The 24,309-nt window shown below is 22.3% G+C and carries 8 protein-coding genes and 1 pseudogene; all 9 read right to left on the reverse strand.

The window, feature by feature from the left end:
- Nucleotides 1–42 precede the first annotated feature (42 nt).
- The 9 genes and pseudogenes from HLA92_RS01460 to HLA92_RS01510 all read right to left on the reverse strand — a co-directional run bounded on the left by HLA92_RS01460 (nucleotide 43) and on the right by HLA92_RS01510 (nucleotide 24,249).
- On the reverse strand, nucleotides 43–1,446 hold the full coding sequence (locus HLA92_RS01460) for a leucine-rich repeat domain-containing protein (RefSeq protein WP_171112823.1): 1,404 nt from the start codon (nucleotides 1,444–1,446) through the stop codon (nucleotides 43–45).
- A gap of 1,252 nt (nucleotides 1,447–2,698) precedes the next feature.
- Complete coding sequence (locus HLA92_RS01465; protein ID WP_171112825.1) at nucleotides 2,699–13,975, reverse strand: hypothetical protein; 11,277 nt, start codon at nucleotides 13,973–13,975, stop codon at nucleotides 2,699–2,701.
- Nucleotides 13,976–14,398: 423 nt separating this feature from the next.
- A complete protein-coding gene (gene tyrS / locus HLA92_RS01470) occupies nucleotides 14,399–15,625 on the reverse strand; it encodes a tyrosine--tRNA ligase (protein ID WP_171112827.1) in 1,227 nt (408 codons plus the stop codon).
- 275 nt (nucleotides 15,626–15,900) lie between these two features.
- Nucleotides 15,901–18,519, reverse strand: coding sequence for a DNA topoisomerase (ATP-hydrolyzing) (locus tag HLA92_RS01475; RefSeq protein WP_171112829.1), 2,619 nt, complete (start codon nucleotides 18,517–18,519; stop codon nucleotides 15,901–15,903).
- A gap of 8 nt (nucleotides 18,520–18,527) precedes the next feature.
- Nucleotides 18,528–20,438, reverse strand: coding sequence for a DNA topoisomerase IV subunit B (gene parE / locus HLA92_RS01480; RefSeq protein WP_171112832.1), 1,911 nt, complete (start codon nucleotides 20,436–20,438; stop codon nucleotides 18,528–18,530).
- A gap of 159 nt (nucleotides 20,439–20,597) precedes the next feature.
- Nucleotides 20,598–21,074 (reverse strand): hypothetical protein, encoded by a 477-nt coding sequence (locus HLA92_RS01485; RefSeq protein WP_171112834.1) that lies wholly within the window; start codon nucleotides 21,072–21,074, stop codon nucleotides 20,598–20,600.
- A 903-nt stretch (nucleotides 21,075–21,977) separates the two neighbouring features.
- Nucleotides 21,978–23,054, reverse strand: a pseudogene (locus tag HLA92_RS03380) (lipoprotein 17-related variable surface protein); the annotation flags it as partial.
- Nucleotides 23,008–23,184 (reverse strand): hypothetical protein, encoded by a 177-nt coding sequence (locus tag HLA92_RS01505; protein WP_171112838.1) that lies wholly within the window; start codon nucleotides 23,182–23,184, stop codon nucleotides 23,008–23,010. The gene HLA92_RS01505 and the pseudogene HLA92_RS03380, both read right to left, overlap by 47 nt.
- Before the next feature lie 87 nt (nucleotides 23,185–23,271).
- Nucleotides 23,272–24,249 (reverse strand): hypothetical protein, encoded by a 978-nt coding sequence (locus tag HLA92_RS01510; RefSeq protein ID WP_171112840.1) that lies wholly within the window; start codon nucleotides 24,247–24,249, stop codon nucleotides 23,272–23,274.
- Between the last annotated feature and the right edge of the window lie 60 nt (nucleotides 24,250–24,309).

Here is a 24,309-nt window from a genome sequence, read left to right on the forward strand (position 1 = left end):
ATTACTTGAATTAATAAATGCAGCACAAGACTGCATTTTCATTTAATTTTTTGGTTTGGAAATAGCTATTCCCTTAATTATTTCAGTAAATAATTCTTCAGTTAATCACTCAGGTAATTTTGAGTTTTTATATTCAATTTTACTATATGGAAAAACATTATTATTAATGTAAAGTAAATTTTGCATTTCAAGATTTGTTAAATTAATACAATGCTCAAAAGCACCTGATTCAATTTCAAATACATTAGGCATTTTAATAGTTTTTAATGATTGACAATTTTCAAAAGCAGATAAACCTATTTCAGTTACATTTGGTATTTTAATATTTGTTAAGAAAATACAATTTTTAAAAGCATTTGAATCTATTTCAATAACATTGGGTATTTTCATATTAGTTAATAAATAACAATTTTCAAAAGTACTTTGAGCTATGTTAGTTACATTAGGTATTTTAATAGTTTCTAATTTGTTACAATTTTCAAAAGCAGATAAACCTATTTCAGTTACATTAGGTAATTTAATTTTTTCTAATGAGTGACAATTTTTAAATGCACTTATACCTATTTTATTAACTCTAGACATCTTTATATTTGTTAATAAATTACAATTATAAAAAGCATAAGATTGTATTTTAGTTACATTAGGCATTTTAATAGTTTTTAATGAATAACAATTTTCAAAAGCATTTCAACCTATTTTGATTGCACTGGGTATTTTGATAGTTTTTAATGATTCACAATTATGAAAAGCATATCAACCTACTTCGTTTACATTAGGGATTTTAATATTTTTTAATGATTTACAATTTTCAAAAGTAAGTGGACTTAACTCAGTTAAATTAGGTAACTTAATAGTTACTAATGAATAACAATTTTCAAAAGCATTTCAACCTATTTGGGTTGCATTTGGTATTTTAATAGTTTTTAAAGATTCACAATTTTTAAAAACATATCAATCTAGTTTAGTAACATTAGGAATTTCAATATTTATTAAAGACTTACAATTTTCAAAAGCATTTGATTTAATCTCAGTTACATTAGGTAATTTAATTTCTTGTAATGAATAACAATTTTTAAATGCATTTTTAGTAATTAAAGTTACATTAGGCATAGATAAATTCACTATTTTAATATCTAAATTTTCAGAATTAATAGATAAACTATCTTTAAGCATCCATTGTAATTCAACATAATTATCAATTTGTTTATAAATAGTGTATTTATTTATAGCATTAGTTAATTTGTCAACTGATATATACCCTTTGCTAATTAATTTTTCAATATTATTTGTATCAATAATCAAAACATTATCATTATTAATGTGATTAAAATCACCTTTATTATTTGTTTGTGTTTTTTGATCATTATTTGTTTGTGATGAATTTAATACTAAATTTTCTAAATCTGAATCATTAATCAAGTAGTAAATTAATTTATTTTTAATCATTTTTCCCCTCAAATTTATTTTTAAACACTTTGTGTATAAAAATTAACTATTATTAATTTAATTAATCAAAATTTCCAAATATCTCTAAATAATATTTTCACTAATTGCATGCATAAATATTGTTTTTGAAAATTTGGAATTACAAAACTAGATGTTTGTGTAATTTAATAAATACACTTTTTATAATTATTTTTTATAATTTCTCTTCTTTTATCTGCTATGAAAATTAAAACAAAAAATCCTTAACTTTATTAAGGATACAAAATATATTTATTATTTTTTCGTTTAATATATATATATATATATATATATATGATTGAAAATATTTCTATTCATAGCATAATTATTATATCAAAAATTGGAATTTATATTTATCTAAATATAAATAAGATAAAAATAACATTTCTGATTTATACACTACATTAATAAACATTACTTCAAATAATTTTTTAAAATCAGTTCTATTCTTAAATTTTCATTTAAACTCTTTTTGATATAAAGTTTTAATTTTTTGAAATTAACAGTTACTTTTTTTATAGTAGTTATTTGTGGTTTATCTATTTTATCAACAGATTTAATATTAGCTTAAATTAGTTTATATTTTTCAAGTGTTTCAGGATTATTAAATAACTTTTTATTTGATGATGATTGTTGTTCTCAAATTTTTACACTAGATAAAGTTAATTTAAGTGGAAACAAATTATTTATATTGTTTTTTAGCTTATTTATAAGTATCACGATAATTTACCTTATATTGATAATTAGTTCCACCACCAAATAATTAAAAATTAGAACTATTTTCTTTACTAGAAGTAAATCACATTGCTATTTTAAACATTCTTTATTTTTTATATTTTTATTATTTGAACTGATTTAATTTTTTATATTTTGAATCTATAACATTAACAATATTTTTGGTTCAAATAGTTGAAAATAATAAATTATTTTTAGATTATCGTTACCAATTTTATCTTTATTTTCTTCTAATTTTTGCTTAAAAAATTTTCAATAATTATTATTTTTAAGTTTTTCATTTTTTAGATTTTTTTGATTTAATATAAACTTCTGATAATATTTCTCTTAAAATTTAAACATTTAAAATATTGTTTTTCTATATTTCTTCATAAAATCACTATACATTATTATTTATTAATTTATTTTAATAAATTATATTATTAATATATTATATAAAAACGTAAATTAAATAATAAAAACCAAACATAAAAATTATGTTTGGTATTTATTAATAACATTATTTTGTTAATCCTGAGTTATTTTCATTACTATAATAATTTAATGTCTCATTTACTTTTATATTTTCTGCTGTATTGTCTTTTCCATCTCATAATAATAATTGTTTATAAATATGTTTTTGAGCATTATCATCAAAATTAGAATCAATTTCTTTAAAATAATCTGCAATTCATTCTTCGATTTTTGTTTGATGTTTTTTATATTCATCATTAGGGGTGCTTGTATTATTGAATTCTTGTCGTGAGCTTGAAAGATGATCCACTTCTTTATAATAACTATCCTGTTTCAAAATGAATATTGGGTGATTTGAAGACGCTCTTTTTGCTTTAAGTGATTTAATCATAAACTCTATATAGTCATAAAAACTATAATTTTTATTTTTAAAAGATATTGAAGTTACTTTGTCTTGATCATGGTTATTTTGTTTTTGTCAATAATAATTTTCACGATATTTTATTTGAGGATTATTAAAGTTTGCACTTTTTGCTTTTAAATCTCCCATTTCGCTTTTCATTTTATTTATAAATTGATATAATCCCTTAGATTCATCTGTTTCATTTTTATTTGCTTCTGTAGAATAAGATTGTAATTGGTAAATAGTTTCATAAACATCTTTAAAATGTAAGTTTTGAGTTTGATTATTATCATTTACTTTAAATGAATCAAATTCTTTAAACATAAATGTTGAATATTTTAGTAATTTATAATAATCATTTAATTTGTCATGTCAAGGTTTATATCCTGCTATTAATGGTAAATAACCATATGCTTTTCTAAATGCTTGAAGATATTTTCCATCTTCATCTTTTTCATTGTAATCAATGTATGTTTTTAATAATTTTTTTAGTTTATACATTTCATCTTCATATAGTTTAATATAGTTATAAACTTTATCTCTATAATTTTTATAATCTTTAATTGTTAAGTCAGTTTTTTTAGTATTTTTATCATTATAACTTTCAATAAATTGATTTTTTAAATTATTATATAGATTTAACAACTGAGAATTTAAGGTATAACCAACCAATGTTTGTTTATCTCATGGACCTCTTCCACCATTAAATCCATTTTCAGGATTTTGTATATCTGCATTTGATATAAAAGTTTCTGTTATTGCTTTTAAAGAATCAGTATATTTTGTTAGTTTTTCTTGAGTTAATGGATTTAAAGTTGAGTTTTTTACTGTTGTATTAGAAGCAATTGATTTTTGTTCTGCTTGTTTCTTAAGTTCATCAATTTGTTTTTTAATATTATTTATAGCTTCATCACGTAATGTTTTATCATTTCTTATTAGTGCATTATTAGCTGTTTCACCAATACTTTTACCTCAATTTGTGTCAACTGGAGTTCAATTAGTTAATTCAGATTCTAATTGTTTTACAGAATTTTCATGTTCTGTTATTTTTGCTAAAGCAGCTTCATGTTCTGTTCTATATTTTTCTTTATTAGAATTAATGGTTGAAATATGATTATTTACTTTATTATTAATATTTTTTATTAATTCCTTATATGAATCATTTGAATAATTCATTGAATCAAGTTGTGATTTTAATTTTTCTAATTCAGTATATTCATTTCGACTTTCTTGAATTCTATTTTCCTGTGATTCACTTAATGCTGTTTGAATTTTTTGTTGAATGTTTTTAACAATTTCTTTATAAGCATTAGGAATTAATTGTTGATATGAAGTAATTGCGTTAGTAAATGAATTATCAATTAAGCTGTTATTTACATCACTTGTAAATTTATTATTAATTTTCTTCATTTCCTCTTCAATTCAAGAATCTATATTAATATCAGCATAATCTGTTTTTATTTGAGTTTTAGCTGCATTTGCATTATTTTTTGCATTATTGAAACTATTAATTAAAGTTGTTCTTTGAGCGTATTTATCTTTAATTTCAGTATATTTACTATTTAATGTAGTATATGAAGCTTCGGCTTGCTCTCTAGTTGGTTGATGAGTAGGAATTAATGATTTATTATCTTCAGTAGTTTTTGTAGATTCTAAAGCATTTTTTAAATCTTTATAATAATTATCAGAAGTTGATAATGTAGAAGTTATGTATGTTTTAACGTCTTCACTTAATTTTTTATATTTTAATCCCGCTACTTCTTTTATTTTATTATCTAAAGCTTCTTTTGCTAAAGTATAATCACCTGAAACAATTGTATTATTATGAATCTTAGTATTTAATGCATTTTCTTGATGAGTCTGTTCAGTTGCTAATGAATTTTTTCATTCATTATTTTCTTGTTTATTTTTATATTGATTATATTCATTAACTTTTGCATCATATCCTTGTTTTGCTGCATCGATTTTTGTTTTTTCAGCTTCTGCTGCTTTTTTAGCATCATCTAATATTTTTATTGCTTGTTTAATATCATTGGCATTTTTGTTACGATATTCATTATTTTTATTTGAAGTTGATTCTGATTGACTAATTGCTTTTGTTAAATCATTTTTTATCTTATTATATTCTTGCTTATTATTTAAACCATTTTTATAAGTAGTAACTTCTGCTAATTTAGCTTCATAATCAGCTATAGCTTTATACTTATCAACATTATTTAATAATGTTTGTGTACTTGCATTTGCATCAGTATATACTTTCTTTAGTTTATCTGGATCGTTGTGAGCATTAGTTATATCAGTTCGTATTTTATTTGTTATTCAATTGATTTGATTTTGTAATAATTGTTTTGCTTTTGCAGCATTTTCACCAGTAATTTTACTTACCTTATCATTTAACGAATTTAAAGAATTTGAATAAATATTTTTTTGGTCTTTAATTTCTTTTGCTTTATTAATTGTATTTTGAATTGTAGGTTTCTTAGAAGTATATGAATTTATTTCAAGTGCATGGTCTTGAGCAACTGAAGTATGTAAATTATTTGGATTATTAGTTACAGTATCAATATAGTTTTTAATTTCATCATCAGAATTATATGTTGTTGTTTTTAAATTTGTAAGTTCATTTTCTTTTGTAATTAAATTATTTAAAGCTTCTTTAGCTGCATTTATAGTTTGAATAGTTGTATCTTTATGTAAATTAGTTGTTGCATCATTAATTTGTTGAGTTGTTGAATTAGCATCATCTTTAATTTTCTTTTGATCTGCTAACTTATTAATAACTGCATTTTTAATATTTGAATGATTGGAATTATCACCTACAGAACTTAAAATACTATTATATTCTTTATCAAAATGGTCTTTAGCTTTAACTTTATCTAAGGCTTTTTGTAAGTTGTCTTTTTGAGTATTGAAATCAGAAGATTCAATAGTTTTATTAGTTTGTTTATTAGTAATTGCTGAACTTGCATCAGTTAATGCTTTATCTAATTCTTCTGAGTATGTAGAATATGTTGTTTTAGCAGTTTTTAGTTCATTAACTTTTGCATCATATCCTTGTTTTGCGTTTTGAATTTCTTGTTGTTTTTGATCTGCGTTAGTTTTAGCGGTTTTTAATGCTTCAGTTTTTTGTTTTAATTCACTAGTTGGTGTTGAATCAATATTATTTTCTTGAATTGTGTTTGTAGAAATTTTATTTTCTAAATCTTTTTTAATTTTACTTTCTTCAGCATCATTTAATGATTCTTTTTTAGTTTTAGCAGCTTCTAAAGCTTTTTTATACTCATCAACGGCCTGATTATGAGTATTTTCAACATTTGCATTTAACTCCTTAATTTTATCTTTTGCTTTTTGATAAGCATCTTTTAAATTATCTAATGATGGATTTTCAGAATTTAAAACTGCTTCAAGTGCATCTTTTGCTTTCTTAATTTCTTCTTTATATTTATTTTTAGCAGCAACATCATTACCAAATTTTTGAGCTAATTTAGTATCATCAAGAACTTTTTGTAATTCTTTATCATATTCATCTTTTTTAGCATTAGTTTGAGTAACTTTGTTGCTAATATTTGAACCATTTAAATCGCTAGTTGCTTTTTTAATAGCATCTGTAGTTGAATTTGAATTGTCTTTAATATCTTTATATTGTTTTGCTTCTTTTTCAATTGCTTTTTTAATTTGTTCTGTTGAACCATTATTTTTTAATGTTTCATATGCATCATCAAAAGCTTTTTTAGCTTTTACTTTATCTAAGGCTTTTTGTAAGTTGTCTTTTTGAGTATCAAAATCAGAAGATTCAATAGTTTTATTAGTTTGTTTACCATCAATTATTGATTTTGCACTATCTATAGCATTTTGTAAATCAGCAGTATAAGCGGGATATTTTGTTTTAGCATCTGTTACTTCCGTAACTTTATTATCATATCCTTGTTTTGCGCTTTGAATTTCTTGTTGTTTTTGAGTTGCTTGTTCTGTTGCATTTTGTAATTCTCTTGTTTTTTGTTTTAAATCATTTGTTGGTGTTGAATCAATATTATTTTCTTGAATTGTGTTTGTAGAAATTTTATTTTCTAAATCTTTTTTAATTTTACTTTCTTCTTGTTTTGTAATTGAATCTTTTTTATCTTTAGCTGTTTTTAAAGCTTCTTTATATTTTGTAACAGCATCGTTATGAACACTATCAGCACCAGAATTTAATTCTTTAATTTTATCTTTAGCATCTTCATAAGCATGTTTTATATCATCTAATGAAGAGTTTTCATTATCTAAAACTTTTTGAAGTTCATCTTTTGCTTCTTGAAGTTTTTGTGTATATTGATTTTTAGCAGATTCATCACTTCCAAATTTTTGATTTAGTTTTTGTTCATTATCAAGAGCATTGGCAAGTTCATTATCATATTCTTTTTGTTTTTCATTTGTTTGATTAATTTTATTATTTAAATTAGAATTTGATAAATTATTTGTTGCTTCATTAATAGCATCGGTAGTTGAAGATGGATTATCTCTAATATCTTTATATGGTTTTAATTCTTTTTCAATAGCTTTTTTAATTTTATCATTTGATGTTGAATTTTTTAATGAATCATATTTATCATCAAAATCTTTTTTAGCTTTTTGATTTTTAGCATTATCTAAAGCTTCTTTTAATTTATTAATTGATTCTTGAATATTTTGAGTTGTTGCAGTTGCATTATTTAAATGAACATTGTTATTTTCTGTATCTTTAACATTATTTAATGTTTGTTTAATGTCATTATATTTTTGATCATTTAAATCATTAGTTACAAAACTATCAGCTTGTTGTTTTAAATGGTCAAATTCATCAGTTTTAGCTGAATTAATTGCATCTTCTAAAACTTTTTTAGCTTCATCATATTTATTAGGAGTTTTAGGTTCTGTTAATAATTTTTGAGCTTTATCTTTTGCTTCTTGAAGTTTAGTTTTAATTTTATTTTTTAAAGTATCATCTTGAATTTTTTCAGCTTCTTTAAGTGCATCATTTAATTTATTTAATGAATTTTCATATTCTTGTTGTTTTTGATTGGTTTCATTAGTTTTATTAGTGTCTAAATTATTATTTAAATTATCAATTGCATCTTTAGCTTCATCATATGCTTGTTTTTGTTTATTAACATCATCTCCAGCTTCAGTTAGTTTTTTATTTAAATCACTTTGAATATCTTGTAATTTGGAATCATAATCTTGTTTAGTTTGAGGAAAATTACCATTTAAATCACTTGTTGAAGTATTGTTAGCACTGTTTTTTGCTAATTCATAATCTTTTTTAGATTTATCTAATTTTGCTTTTTCAATTGCTTTATTAAGTTTATTAGTTTCATCATTGTAATTTTCTTTAGTTACAGAATGATCATTTTCTTTTGGACTTAAAACATTATGTGAATCATCTTTTGCTTTTTGTAATTCATCAATAATGGTTTTTTCTTGAGGATTATTTTTACTTAAAGAATTTTTTAAAGTTTCTAATTCTTTAACTTTTTTATCATAATCTTCTTTTGCTTTATTTAATTCAATATCTTCTTTGGCTTTTTTAAGAGCATTTGTTGCATCTACATAAGCATTTTTCATATCTTCAGGTGTTGTAGCTGCATCTAATGCATGTTTTAATAATCCATTTGTACCGGTAATTTCAGAACCTTTATCTTTATATTTTTTCAATGATTCAGGATAATTTGCAAAATCTGAATCCGGAGTTGGATTATTTTTTTCATTTGTATAATTATTTTTAGATTCTTCAATACTTTTAGCTTGATCTAAAGCCTCAGATAGTTTATTTTTAAATTCATCATATTTTTGATTAGTTAAAATATCATCACTTGTGATGTTAGCTTGTTTGTATTTTTCTAAAGCATCAGTTAATATTTTTTTAGCTTCAGTTTGATCCACTGCTAAATTGTTTTTATATTCTAATACTTCTTTAAATTTGTCTTTATATTGATTAAAATGTAAAACAACATCTTCTAAATCAGTTTTTAATTTATTATTATTTTCTTGTAATTTGTTTTTAGCTTCAATAATGTCATTTGTAGTTGAAGTTTCATTATCTCTTATTGCTTTTTGATCTGTTAATTTAGTAATAATTGCATTTTTAACTACTTCATTTTTAGGAAGTAATGAATCATCGCTAGCTTGATCATTTGAAATTACATTTATAATGTCTTGATATGTATCATCAAAGTCTTTTTTAGCTTGTGACTTTTTAAATGCTTGCTCTAAATTATCATATGCATTATCTAACTCATCTTTTGATGATTGATTAGTAATATGAGAATCAATTGCATCTTGTAATTTAGTTTTTATATCATTATATTTATCTGATGATAAATCATTATTTATATAAGGTTTTACTTGATTATTTAATAAATCTTGATATTTATCATATGCGGCTTTTTTAATTGCTTGCTCAAGAGCATCTGCTGCATCTTTATATGAATTTGCATCGATCGTTGGAGGAATATTGTTAATTTTTTCATTTAGTTCATTTACTTTTTCTTGATGTATCTGTTCAAGTTGAGTAGCTGAATTTGGATATTTTTGTTTTGCGTCTTGAAGTTCTGAAACTTTTTGATCAAAATTATCTTTTTGAGCTTTAATTAATTTTTCTTCTTGTTGAGCTTGTTTTAAAGCATCTTTTAAGTTTTTAGTTGCTTCTTTAATTCTTTGTTTTGAAACAGTTAAATAATTTTCTTCCTTATTAATATGATTTTTATCGTTATCATTGTTTGTAATTACATTTTTTAAATCATATAAAACTTTCTTTTGATAATCATTTGTTAAAGAATTAGCATAAGTTTTAGCTTCATCTAAAATTTGTTCATAATCATCAATTGCTTTATTTTTTTCAACACTGGCATTTGCTTTTTGAAGATCTTGTAAAGCCATTTCATAAGATTTTACTTTTTGTTTTGGATTTGAAGAATTATTTAAAGATTCAATTAGATTTTGGCTAACTAATTGTACTTCATTATTGTATTTTGATTTTGCATTATTGTATTTTGAATCAAAATCTTTATCTGTTAATTTATTAATTAATTCAACATCATAATCTTTTTTAGCTTTTGCAATTTTAGCATCATCTAAAGCTTCTTGAAGTTTTTGTTTATAATCTTGGTATTTTTGTTGAGATAATTTTTCATCTTCGTTAATTGTATTTTCACTATAATCATTTAATTTTTGTTGTAGTGTATTTATAATTTCATCATAATTTGGATTATGTAATGATTCTAAATTATTTTTGTAGGTTTGGACTTGTTTTTTAGTTTCTATATAATCATCAAATTTTTGTTTAGTTAAATCAAAGAATGGGATTAATGATTTTAATAATTTAGTTGCTTCATTAATTTCATTAGCAGTTGCAGAATCTTTATCTCTTATATCTTTTTGTGGTTGTAAATGTTTAATTACAGCTGCTTTAATTTGACTATATTTATTAACATCAACATCATCTTTAAATTTATTTAAAATATCTTGATAAACTTTATCAAAATCAGCTTTTGATTTTGCTAAATAAGCATCATCATATGCTTTTTGTAATTTAGGAATTGCTTGTTTTAAAATTTCAATTGTTGGTGTTGGCGTAGCTGTTGAAAGTGCTTTTGGATCTTCTTGGTCTTTAACTGTTTTTAAAGAATTTAAAATCTCTGGATATTCTGGATGCTTATTATTTAATTCAACATTAGATTCATCTAATTCAGTTAATAATTGACCTGCTTTATTTGATAAATTATCATAAGTGTTTTGAAATACAGCTAATTGTTGTTTTTTAGCTTCTTCTAAAGCATTATTTAAATCATCTTTTGCTTTATTTATTTGAGCTATGGTATTATCTAATGTATTTGGATTTTTTAAATTATTAGCTGCATTTATTTTATTATTGGTTTGAGAATCAATATTTAAATCTAAATTATTTTTAATAGTTTTTTCTAAAGGATCAATTAATTTATTACTAAAATCAGTAGCTTCTTTTTGTTTGTGATCAAATGTCTCTGAAGTATGCATAATTTGTTCTTGATCATTTAAAGAATTTAATGCATTAATTAAATCATTTTCTGTAGATAAGGCATTATCATTAATGGTTTTAGCTTTTTGTAATTCTTCAGAAATTTTTTGTTCAGTTGCTTGATGTTCTGGTTTAATAACACTATTATTTTGATCTTGAGTTTTTAAATTATCATTTACATATTTTTTAATTTGATTAATTTTATTTTCTAAATTAGTTTTTGCTTGTTCTCTTTTTTGTTTATTAATTTTATACTGTTTATCAGCTTCTTTAATTGCATTATCTAATTCAGTTGCTTTTTGATTGAAATTATCTTCTGTTTTGTTTGATTCATTATTAAAGAAGTCTTGACTTTGATCAAGAGTATTTTTTAATGTATCATAAAGTTGTTTATCGTCTGGATTTAGTTGTGGTGTTTTAATTTCTGCTAATTTTGCTTTTGCTAAATCAACTTGTGAATCAAAATTATCTTTTGCTACTTTTAATTTATTTGCATCATCATATGCTTTTTGCAAAGCATCAATTGATGATTGGATTTGTTCAATAGTGACATCATCTTTTAATGTAGGCTGATTAGTTTGAGTAGTATTTTCTATTAATTGTGATTGTTTAGAAACTTCATCATTTAAAGGTTTTTTAATAAAATTAGAACTTGTATCTTGTAAATCATTATTACTAAAATGTTTAATTAAATTTTTAAGACGTAAATATTCTTGGTATTTTTTATTTTTATCTTGAGCTTCTTTATCGTGTTTTGCATCAGCTAAACTATTTATAATTTTTTTAATTGCTTCTTTTACATCTTCCACTTTTTGGTTATTAGGTTTTGATGTATCATTAATATTTTGATCATATGCAGTTTTAATTGCATCAAGATCATTTTTTAATTTATTTTTTATTTCAGCATATTTAGTTTCATCTAATCCATTATCATAATCAGTTGCTTCTTTTAATTTATCTTCATATTGTTTTTTTAAATTATCTAAATCAATTTGATCTTTTTGAGCTGAAACTTCATTTAAAATATTTTGTAAATCATTTTTAGCTTCAGTTAATTGATCATTTGTTGATTGAGTATCTTTTTTAGCGAAAATTGCATCTGTTTCAGTTTTTTTAGTTTTTAATTTATTAGCTAAATCAGGATAAAGTTGGTCATGATCTTTTAATTTATCTAATAATTTATTAACTTTATCTACTACTTTTTCATATTCAGTATTGGTTTTATCACGATTTTTTGCCGTTTCATTTACTGCTTGTTTGGTTTGTTCAAAAACAATTGAAAGATCATTATTTTGTTTTTGAACATCAGCACTATCTGAAGAATTTTGAATGTTTGTTTTAACATTATCTAATGCTTCTTTTAATTTTTGAATTGTATCTTTGTCTTCTTCATGAGTATGTGTTTTAATATAATTTTCAACTTCACTAATTTTTAAATTAACATTATCTTTTGCTTGTTTTTTGTTATTAATTTGAGATTCAAAGTTTTTTAAAACTTCCACTGAATTTCAAATTTCTCTTGTTTTTGCTTCAGGATTATTTCTTATTTTATTTTGTTCATTTAATAAATCAATAATTTCTTGTTTAATTGATTGATATTTAGGTTCATTTAATTCATTTTCACGTTGTTCTAAAATAGTTTTAATATTATCATATGCTTTTTGAGCTTCTTCTTTTTTAAGATTTAATTTGTCAAGAATATTATTTGCTGATTCATAAATTTTACTAAAGGTTTTTAAATTAATATCTTTTGATTCATTAGCTAAAACATCTGATATTTCTTTTTTAATATCTGGGTATTTATTATCATTAAAATCTTTAATAAAATCATTTGCTAATTCTGTAACTTCTTTAAAAGTATCTAAAGCATTTTCTCTTATTGCATCATTGATATATTTTTGAGTTTCAGCAGCTTTGATGTAATTTGAAATGTTTTCTATATTATCATAAACAACATCAAAATCGTTACTATTTTTAGCTAGATTATATTTTTCGTCTGAAGATTTAATTAAATCTTGTTGAACAACCATATCATCTGGTGTTACTAACACTTCATTTGCATATTTTTTAGCTTTTTGATAAATTTTTTCAAGTTCTAATTTTGAAATTTCAAGTGCTTTTTGTTTTGCAATTTCTAATTCGGTAATTAATTTTTCTTTTGCTTCTAAAATATCTCCAACACTTGAAGTTTCAGGGTTAATATTTTTAATAATTTCATCACGGTTAATTTCTTCATTTGATTTTAAATTATCATAAAAATCATGTGAAGATAATGTTTGATTAATAAAGTCATTTAATTTCTTTAAAGCAGATTCAAAATCAACAAAAACCATTGCTTTAATATCATTATCTTGCAAGGCTTTTGCCTTTTTAATTTTTTCTAAATTGTCTTCAAGAATTTTGATTTGATTAATAATATTTGTTGCACTTTTATCACTATAAACACTATTTTTTGCATCATTACTTGAGTTTTGAAGTTCAGCTTTTAATAAATTATATTCATCAAATTTTAAGTCTTTATCAATGTAATCTTTTATTTCTTTTTGTAATGAAATGTATTTTTCAAATAGTTTATTTTTTTTATCATCAATTATTGCTTTAAATTTTTCTAATGCGAATTTAAGATTTTCTATTTTAATTGTAACTTTTTTAAATGTATCATTAAAAAGATTTAAAACTGGATTATCATTTAAAATATTTTGCACAATTTTAGTTAAAAATGGATCATTTTTTAATTCGTCTTTTTTAAAATTATCTAAATTAATTCACAGTCTTTCTTGTTCTTTAATTAAATTATTTAATCTAACTTCTTCAACAATGAAAGCAGTGGTCGTTGCAGCTAAGACACCAGTTGATGTAGCTAATATACCACTTATTTTCTTTAGTTTTTTTTGATTTGGTTTCATATTTCTCCAAACTATTATTTAAAAATATTTTCTAAATAAATTTTTTAATTTTTATTATATATAATAAAATTATAATTCAAAAAAAAAAAAAAAAAAGAACGATTTTGTTTAAATGCAACAAATTTTGTAACTATTAAATTTACAAAAAATTAATAAAAAAGTGAAAATAGCAGTATTTTTTGAGTAAATATCTGCATTTTTTTACTTTTTTAATGAAAAAAAAATTTTTGAAATTTTAGTATTTTTAATTATTAGTTTAGGTTTTTAAACATCAAATATTTTATTTTTTTAGCTACAATTTTTATTCAATTTCTTTTAGAAAAGATAATAAAAAAACCATTTTAAAAAATGGTTAAAGAGATAAATATATAATTATTTTATCTTATAAATGAAATAAAATTAAAGTTATAAAATTATTATTTATTATTTTTTTATGATAATAAATTCTTTTTTTCCTTTTCTTAAAATTGCATATTTATTATCAAAATGATTAAATGAAATAGTTAAATTTTCATCAGTTATTTTTTGTGAATCTAATGCTAAAGCACCATTATTTAAAAATTCTCTGAATTCTCTTTTACTATTTAAAATTTTATTTTCAACAATAAAATCAATGAAATTTTGATTATTATAAGTATAAGTTTTTAAAAAACCTTCGAGCATTTTTATATCATTTAAAGTTAAGTCTAAAATATTATTTTTAAATAATTTATCAGAAATAATTTGACATTGCTTTGCAACTTCTATACCATGAATAATAGAAACTGTTTCATAAGCTAATATTTTTTGTGCTTCTCTTAATTTAGGATTTTCAAGATGTTTTTTATATATATCATTTATTTTAAGAGGTTCTAAAAAAGTTAATCAATTTAGTAATTTTTCTACATCACTATCACTTTGATTTAATAAATATTGATAAATACTATAAGGACTAGTTAAGTTTTTATCTAATCATAGATTACCACCACCAGAACTTTTTCCAATTTTATTACCATTAGAATCTGTTAAAAGATTACTAGTAATAGCTACAGCTAAATGATTTTCTCCATGAAAATTTTTAATCAATTCTAAACCTGTAGTAATATTTCCTCACTGGTCACTTCCACCCATTTGCACACAAACATTTTGATTTTCATATAAATATTTAAAATCTCATCCTTGAATTAATTGATATGAAAATTCAGTAAAAGTCATACCATTTGCTAATCGTTGCTTAACTGAATCTTTTGCTAACATATAGTTTATGTTGATTTTAGTTCCGACTAATTTTAAAAAATCAGCTAAATGCATATTTTTATAAAAATCTAAATTATCAATAACTTCTAATCCAAAACTTTTTAATTGTGCAATAATATGATTTTTATTATCTAAAAGTGTATCTGAATCTAAAAATTTTCTTTCACTATCTCGAAAACTAGGATCTCCAATCATTCCAGTAATACCACCAACTAATGCAATTGCACGATAACCTTGTTTTTGAAATCTCATTAAGTTAATAATATGAATAAAATTACCTAAATGTAAGCTTTTAGCAGTTGGATCAAAACCAGCATAAATTGCGTGATTTGTAGTAATTTTGTTTAATTTTTCAATGTTTGAAATGTCTTTGAGTATTTTTCTATTTATTAAATCATCAATAACTTTTTTCATAAAACTCCTTTAATAGTATAATAATTTTATATTAATTTTTTTATTTTATTGCACAATAAAAATAAAAAAATATTAACTCAAGGTTAATATTAAATTAGTAAATAAATATAATTATATTAGTTTGAAGATGCTTGTTTTTGTGCTCTTCTTAAATCACGAGCTTGTTCTTTTGCTAATTTTTTTGCTCTTTTTTCAGCACGAACTTTGTTTCTTAATCTAATTTCTTTTCTCATATAAAACCTCCTGAAATATTATAAATTATAATGTAAGAAAAATTATTTTACTTTTTTAAGAGCAGAATTTATGAGTTCATCTACATCTAATCATTCTGCTTTTTTAATTGTTTCTTCACTGTTTAGTGTAACATTTTCTTCAAAAAGAACTGTCTGATCATCATATTGTAATGGTTCTTCAGGTATTGTTAATTGCTCACTATCGAAATTATTATATAAAAATTCTTGAGAATTTTCATATATATTTTTATTATTTATAAATCTACCTAATTTATTGATGTTTATTTTTGGATTACTAAAATTTTCTTGAACGTTTGAAATTGCAATATTATTTGTATTATAAATATTAATTTTATTATCATTATCTAAATAATAAAATTCTAAGTTTTTTTGGAATTTATACACATCTAACACTGAAAATGGAGTATTTTTTAAAGGTCAATATAAAACTTTTGCAACATTTTGTCTTTTAACTTCTTTGATGTTTTTTGCTGCTATTTTTTTAAATTGGCCTCGATCATTTGCGATTATTAATTCATCTTCATCATTAAGTAATTCAATTTTATTAATTGAATTTTCAAATAATTTAATTGCAGTAATTCCACTTGCTTTTAAAGAATAAATAGGAATTTGTGTTTCATCAAAGAAATGATATAAACCATCATTTAAAACAAAAATAACTTTTTTATCATGTTGAGATATTTTAATAGCAATAATTTCATCATTTAATTTTATTTTCATGCAATTAAATTTGCGATTACTGGTTTGAATAAAATCTAATAATCTAATTTTTTTAGCTAAACCATATTTAGATACTATTAAAAATAGTATATTTAATGATAAGTTTTCTAAGTTAAAGACTTGAATAATTTTTTCATTATCAAATAATTTTACATAATCACTAATATGATTTCCTAAATCTTTTCATGTTGAATCTTTTAATGAAAATGCATCTAAAATAAAATAATTACCTTGTGAAGTAAAAAATAGTAATTTAGAATGAGAATTAATGTTTGAAACGTATTGTAAAATATCGTTTTCTTTAATACCAAAAGTACTTAATTCATTTGCTAAATATATTTTTTGAGAGATTTTTTTAATATAACCATCTACTGTGACATAACATCAAAAATCTTCACTCTTAACTAAATCTTTTTCATTTATATTAATTTCAATATTTTTAATTGAAATTTCGCTTCTTCTCTTAATTCCATAAGTTTTTTTAATATCTAATAAAAGATTAATTAAATATGTTTTAAATTGTTCTTCGTTGTTTAATAAATTGGCAATTCTTGCAATTTCAGCTTCTAAATTAATTTTATCTTCTAAATATTGTTTTTGATCCATTTTAGATAATCTATATAAACGTAATTCAGCAATTGCGGTTGCTTGAATTTCACTAAATTTAAATTCTTTTATTAAGTTTTCAATTACACCTTTTTTAGAATTATCTGAATTTTTAATTACTTCAATAACTTGATCAGATATTTCAGATATTTTAATAAAACCTAAAATAATTTCGAGTTTTTTCGATAGTTTTTCAAAATCATATTGTAAACTTAATTGTTCACATTTTCTTAAATGTTGAAGATAAATTTCTAAAAGTTGTTTAATTCCTAATAATTTTGGCGCGTTATCAGAAATTGCCACCATATTGTAATTATAATAAATTTTTAAATCTGTTTTTTGGTATAAAAAATCTAAAATAGCTTTAGCATTAGTATCATTTTCTAATTCAATATAAATACTAACACCTTGACGATTGGATTGGTCTCTTACTTCTTTAATTCCATCAATTGTTTTATTTATAATTAAATTTTGAATTTGTTTTACTAATTCTATTTTAATTACACCATAAGGAATTTCTTTTACTTCAAGTGCTATAATTTGATCATTTTTATTTTTAATAAAATCAATTTTTGAATAAATAGAAATTTTTCCTTTACCTGTTTCAAATGCTTCTTTAAAACCATCTATATCGCTAATAATAGCTCCTGTTGGAAAATCAGGGCCTTTAATAATTTCTAATAATTTTGTTGAAGAAATATGGGGATTTTTAATTATTTCTATACTTGCATCGAGTAATTCATTTAAATTATGAGGTGCAATATCCGTTGCATAACCTTCAGCAATTCCTTTTGCACCATTTGCAAGTAAATTAGGAAATAAAGTGGGTAATACAGTTGGTTCATATTCTGAATCATCAAAATTAGGTACAAATGACACAATTTTTTTATCAATATGACCTAAAAGTAAAGTAGATATTTTTTCTAATCTAGTTTCAGTATAACGCATTGCAGCTGCTGGATCATCATCAATTGATCCTTTATTTCCGTGCATTTCTACAACTGGAAGTGACATTTTTCATTCTTGAGACATTCTAATTAAAGCTTCATAAATACTACTATCACCGTGAGGATGATATTTACCGATTACTTCACCAACTACTCTAGCAGATTTTTTAAAAGGTTTTTCATGAGTTAAATTCATTTGAAACATACTAAATAAAATTCTTCTTTGTACAGGTTTTAAACCATCTCGAGCATCAGGTATTGCTCTTTGTTGGATAATATATTTTGAATATCTACTAAAACCTTGTGACATAATTGTATCAAGTGATTGATTTATTATTTTCTCAATAATTTCATTTTTTTTATTCATATTATTCCTTAAATTTGAAAATCATCTTCAATACTAAAATCAATATTGTTTTCAATTCATTGTTTTCTTGGTTCTGAATTTTTTCCCATAAAAATTGCTACTCTTTTTTCTGCTTTGATAGCATCATCTATATTTACTTTAATTAATGTTCTAGTTTGAGGATTCATTGTAGTTTCTCATAATTGATCTGCATTCATTTCACCTAATCCTTTATATCTTTGAATATTATAAGAACTAAATTGTTCTATAGTAGGTTTTAGATCTTCTTCTAATCAAACATATTCAACTACATTAGTTTGTTTTTGTTTAGTTCCTGAAACTTTAAATAAAGGTGGTAAAGCAATATAAATATTACCATTTTCAATTAATGGTTTCATATATCTAAAGAAAAATGTAAGTAAAAGAATTTGAATATGAGCACCATCAGTATCAGCATCCGTCATAATAATAATTTTGTCATATTGAATATTTTTGATATTAAAATCATCTGCTAATCCAGTACCTAAAATATTAATTATTGTCGCTAATTCTTCATTTTTTAAAATGTCTAATAATTTTTCTTTTTCAGCATTAACTACTTTACCTTTTAAAGGTAAAATAGCTTGTGTTTTAGAATTTCTTCCTTGTTTTGCAGAACCACCTGCTGAATCACCTTCTACTAAAAATAATTCTCTTTCTTTTACTATTTTAGTTTGTGCAGGTGTTAATTTTGAACTAATTAATTTTTTATTATCTAATTTACTTTTGACTTTTCTTATTTCGTTTCTTGCATTTTTAGCTGCATTTCTTGCATCATATGATTTTTTAATTTTAGTTAAAATTTTTTGTGCTTCATTTTTATTTTCATTTAAAAAATGTCTAAATTTATTAGACAATAATTCTTCTAATGCTTCCCGAGCTTGGGGAGTTCCTAATTTATCTTTAGTTTGACCTACAAATTCAAGAATTTTTTCAGGCACTTTAAGACTAATAATTGCACTTAAACCTTCTCTTACATCACTACCATCAAAAGATTTATTTTTTAAAAATCCTTTTTCATTTGCATATTCATTGATGATTTTTGTTAATGCAGATTTAAAACCTGTTTCATGTGTACCACCATCATGAGTTTTAACATTATTTACAAAAGATAAAATTAACTCTGAATAAGTATCAGAGTATTGAAAAGCAACATCGATTTCAATATCTTGATAATTACCTTGAAATGAAATAATATCACTAATAATGTCTTTATCTTCGTTAATAAAATTAATATATTCTTTTATTCCATTTTGAGTTTGATAAGTGTTTTCAAAATCACTGATTTTATCGATAAAATGAATTTTGATTTCTGGAATTAAAAAACTCGTTTCACGTAGTTTTTCAATTATTATATCTTTTGAGTATTTGATTTTTTTAAAAATTAAAGGATCAGCTCAAAATTGTATCTTAGTTCCTTGTTTTGTTGTTTTTTGAATTTTAGTTGTATGCTTTACAATATTTTCTTGCGAAAATTCAGTAACATACTCATAATTATTTTTATAAATAGTTGCAATTAATCTAGTACTTAATGCATTTACAACACTACTTCCTACACCATGCAAACCACCTGATACTTTATATGCATTTCCATCGAATTTACCACCCGCATGAAGTTCAGTAAAAACTAACTCAACACCAGTTTTTTGCGTTTCAGGATGAATATCAACTGGAATACCACGTCCATCATCTTCAATAATAATGGAATTATCTTGTTCTAAAGTTATATTAATATTTTTTGCAAAACCTGCTAATGCTTCATCAAAAGCATTATCTAAAATTTCTCACACTAAGTGATGTAAACCATTTATATCAGTTGAACCAATATACATTCCAGGTCTTTTTCTTACTGCTTCTAAACCTTTTAGAACTTTTAAATCATTTGAATTATAATTTGACATGTTTTAATTATATATTAATTTTTAAATTATCAAAATAGCTTATTAATATTTAAAAATAAAAATGAGACATAATTAATTGCTTAATTTGCCTCATATAAATAAATATTAATAAAATATATAATATAGTTGAATGTTTGTTAATTAAAGTGAAAATGAAATTTATTTTTTAGCTTCATCCATATATGAAAGTAATTTAGTTTGAGATAAATTTTTAATATTTTTTTGTGATGTATCTACCATTTGAGAATACAATGAAAAAATATCTTGTGCATAATTTTTAATTTTTGTTTTTTGTTGATCATTTAAGGTTGTATTTGCAAGTGTTTGATCCATATCATGAGATAATTTATTTTTATATCTATCTGTTGCAAAAAGTATTTCTCAACCACCAAATAATAATCATCTTCTTCCTAAAGTTTTTATTTTGCTTCTGTATTCAGGACTAGAAAATACTTTAGCAATATGAGATGATTCAAAACCTTGTTTAGTAGTACCAAACATTATAAAATGTCAATCTTGTGAAGTAAATTGTAAATCATCTAACATTTTATTATTATTTTCTTTTATATTTTCTAAAATTAAATTGATAGTTTCTTCTAAATTATTTACATTTGTAAAATCACTATCTAATTTCAATTGGTTAAATTTTTGTTTATTTAAATCATTAAATTGATTATTTATTTCTTTTATTTTATTAAAAGTTTTTACTGTTAAATTACCAAAATTATTTTCATTCTTTTCATCTAAAATATCTGCTCCAGGGTTTGGAAAAGTGAATCTACCCGATCCTATTGTAGCTGGATTAACAACATTTTTATGAGAAGCGGTGGTGAAAATTTTTTCAAAATCAACTGAAAAAGGTTGTAATATTTTTAAAATTTCTGATGAATAGTTTTGTATTTCTTGTTGTTGGTATCCATAAACTTCGACAAATTTTTGAGTTTGTGTATCAACTATTTTATTAATTGTTTCATCTAATGAATTATAAATATCACCAAGAATTTTAGTTTGAATTTTGTCTTTTGCTCTTTGTAATTGTTGTTGTTTTTGAGCATTATTATCTACTGTTGAAAATGTATCTAAAATTTCTTGACGTTTATTATTAAATGCTTGAGTATTTTCTTGTTTAGCTGTTTGTTTTACTGCTTTTAAATCATTAGCTACTGAATCTTTTTTTTGTAATCCACTTATTGTAATAATTTTAGTTATTAATAAATCACTTAATTGTGGCTTTAAAGAAACAATTTCAGCACTAAAAGTTATTGTTCCTTGTTCAATGTTTTTTCAATTATCTTCGATATGGATGTTTTGTAATTTAAAGTTAAATGGTTCATAGGTAGTTTTTAAATCAGCAATTTCTAAATCTTCAATATAAGTTTTAGATAAGAAAGTACCATCATTTTTTGTATATGAATTTTTATTTTCAGCAATTTGAATTAATCTTTGAGTTTCTTCATTTAGTTCTTTTTGATGAGAAGTTAAAAATTCAGAAATGATTTCGGTTTTTGGTTTAGTAGTAATATTTTCATTTAAAGTTTGGTTTAATTTTTGTAATTTATATGTAATGGTAATAGTTCCATCTTGATCATTTTTAATAACTTGTTTATCTATAATATTTACATCAGCTCCAAAATCACTAGTTTGTAAAATTTTATCATCAGCTACTTCAGAAGCTAAAGTAGTTTGTTTATTAATATTTGAATCTAAATGATAAATATTTGCAAGTGAATTTAAATATCTTAATGTTAATTGTTTTTCATTTTCAGTATTTGTTAAGAAATTATTAATAATAATATTTTTTGTTTCAGATTCAATATTTGGTTTTTGTTTAGAAACAAGTTTAAAATTAACATCTAATTCACCATTTTCATCATCTGCATTTAATGAATTAATTTTTGCATTATAATTATCATTTTCTGCAAAAAATACGTCTGTATCTTTAATTTTTGATGCTTTAGTTTCTTCTTTGTTAATATTTTCATTTAATTGTAAGTTAGTTATTTTTTTAATTTCTAAATTTAAATTATTTAAAATATTTTGATCAGTTGTTAAAAATCCATTAAATGTAAAAGTTTTTAAATCTGATGTAATTTTATTTTTTGATTTAGTTTGTAGTTCTAAAGATATAGTTATAATACCTTTTTCATCATCAACATTAATAGTTTTGTAATTAACTTTATAATTATTAGTATTGTAATTGGTTGCTTGAATATTACTTGTATTAGTAATAACATTAGATGCTAAAAATTGTTTTAAGGAATTATTAATATTTAGATTAAGTTTGTTTAATTCAAAATTGATATCTTGTTTTATTGTTCTAAAACCTGAAAAGGTTTGTTTTTTAGTTTGTGAATTTTCTCAAATATTTTGAGCATTTTTTTGTCTTATATAATATGCAACTTCAAAAGTACCTAATTCATCGTTAGCTTTTAGCGATGCAAGTTGAAAAATAATTTTATCATCGGTTTTATTTTCTAAAAAAACATTTTGATAAGTTAATGTAGAAGCAAAAATATCTTTGGCTTCTTGGTTATTTAAATTTAAAGCTACTTGTTTAGTTTTTAAATAATTATCTAATGGAGAGAGAGAGAGAGAGAGAGGAGTCTTTATTTTTATCTACTTTATCTTCTGTCTGAGTATCAACATTAGGTTTGGCACAAGAATATAAAGCAATGGGACTAATTGCTAATATACTAGTTAAAAGTGATAATAAAATAATTTTTTTATTTCATTTTTGATTTTTCATATTTTTTATCCTTATTTATGTTTAAAAAAAATATTAGAAATAATCAATTATTTAATTAATTTCTAATATTGTAGTAATTATTTATTTTTATTTGATAATAACATTAATGATTGCAATTAAGTCTTTTACTTTTTCTTTTAAGATTGTTTCAGATTCTAGTGCGATATTAAATAATATTTCAAATTTAGGGTATAAAACTTTTTTAATTGTTTCATAATCTTGTTCATTAGTAATTAATTTATGTGCCTCTACTCTTGAATCTTCTCTGAATGTCTTTAAAACATCTTTAAATTTAACTAATTGAGCTTCAATTCCTTCTGATTCTAAATTATCAAAACTAATTTCTTTTACTTGATTTGCTAATGTTTTAATTTCATTTTCATAAAAAGTAGTCATATCAGTAATTAATGAATCAACAACTGGAATGTTTTTAGTTTCGTCATTATCTCTTAAAGATTTAAATGATTGATTTGCTACTGCTACTAAATTTTTTGCATTTCCATCTAAAATTGTTAATAATCCATATCTTAAATCTTCTAATGTTTTTTTGTTTAATTCTTCTTTAACAAATGTTAATGGATCTGAAATTTGAGTACCATCATTTACTTTTTTAATTAATGTATCTAAAATATTTTTTAAAACTTTGTTTAATACTTCTGAACCATCTGCATAAAATTGTACCATTTGAATAAGTTCATCATTTCCAGTTACAGAATCAAGTACATTTTCAATATCTGTAATTTTACTATTTAATCTATCTAAAATAGATTGAGAGAATTGTTGTACTTTTTGAGTTAGTTGTGCTTGTTTTGCTTCATCATTCAATTTAGTTAAACTATTTCAGTCTTTATTAATATTTGCTGCAAATCTTGTTTTAACATATGATAATGTTTTTTTGGCAAAATTATACATTCCATTCATATTATCCATTCCCATTTCTGGGTTTTGAGTTGTGTTATTTTTCTTTGAAATGATTGAAGTGGTTGCAACGATAGGTACAACAATTAAACCTAAGCTAACTGTAATTCCTATAATAGCTGCTAGTGATTTATTTTTTAATTTCATTGTTCAACTTTCTATATATTTTAATTTTATAAATAATTAACTATATTACATTTTTATATA

Source organism: Mycoplasma miroungirhinis (genome assembly GCF_013008815.1).
In the GTDB taxonomy this organism is placed as follows: domain Bacteria; phylum Bacillota_I; class Bacilli_A; order Mycoplasmatales; family Metamycoplasmataceae; genus Metamycoplasma; species Metamycoplasma miroungirhinis.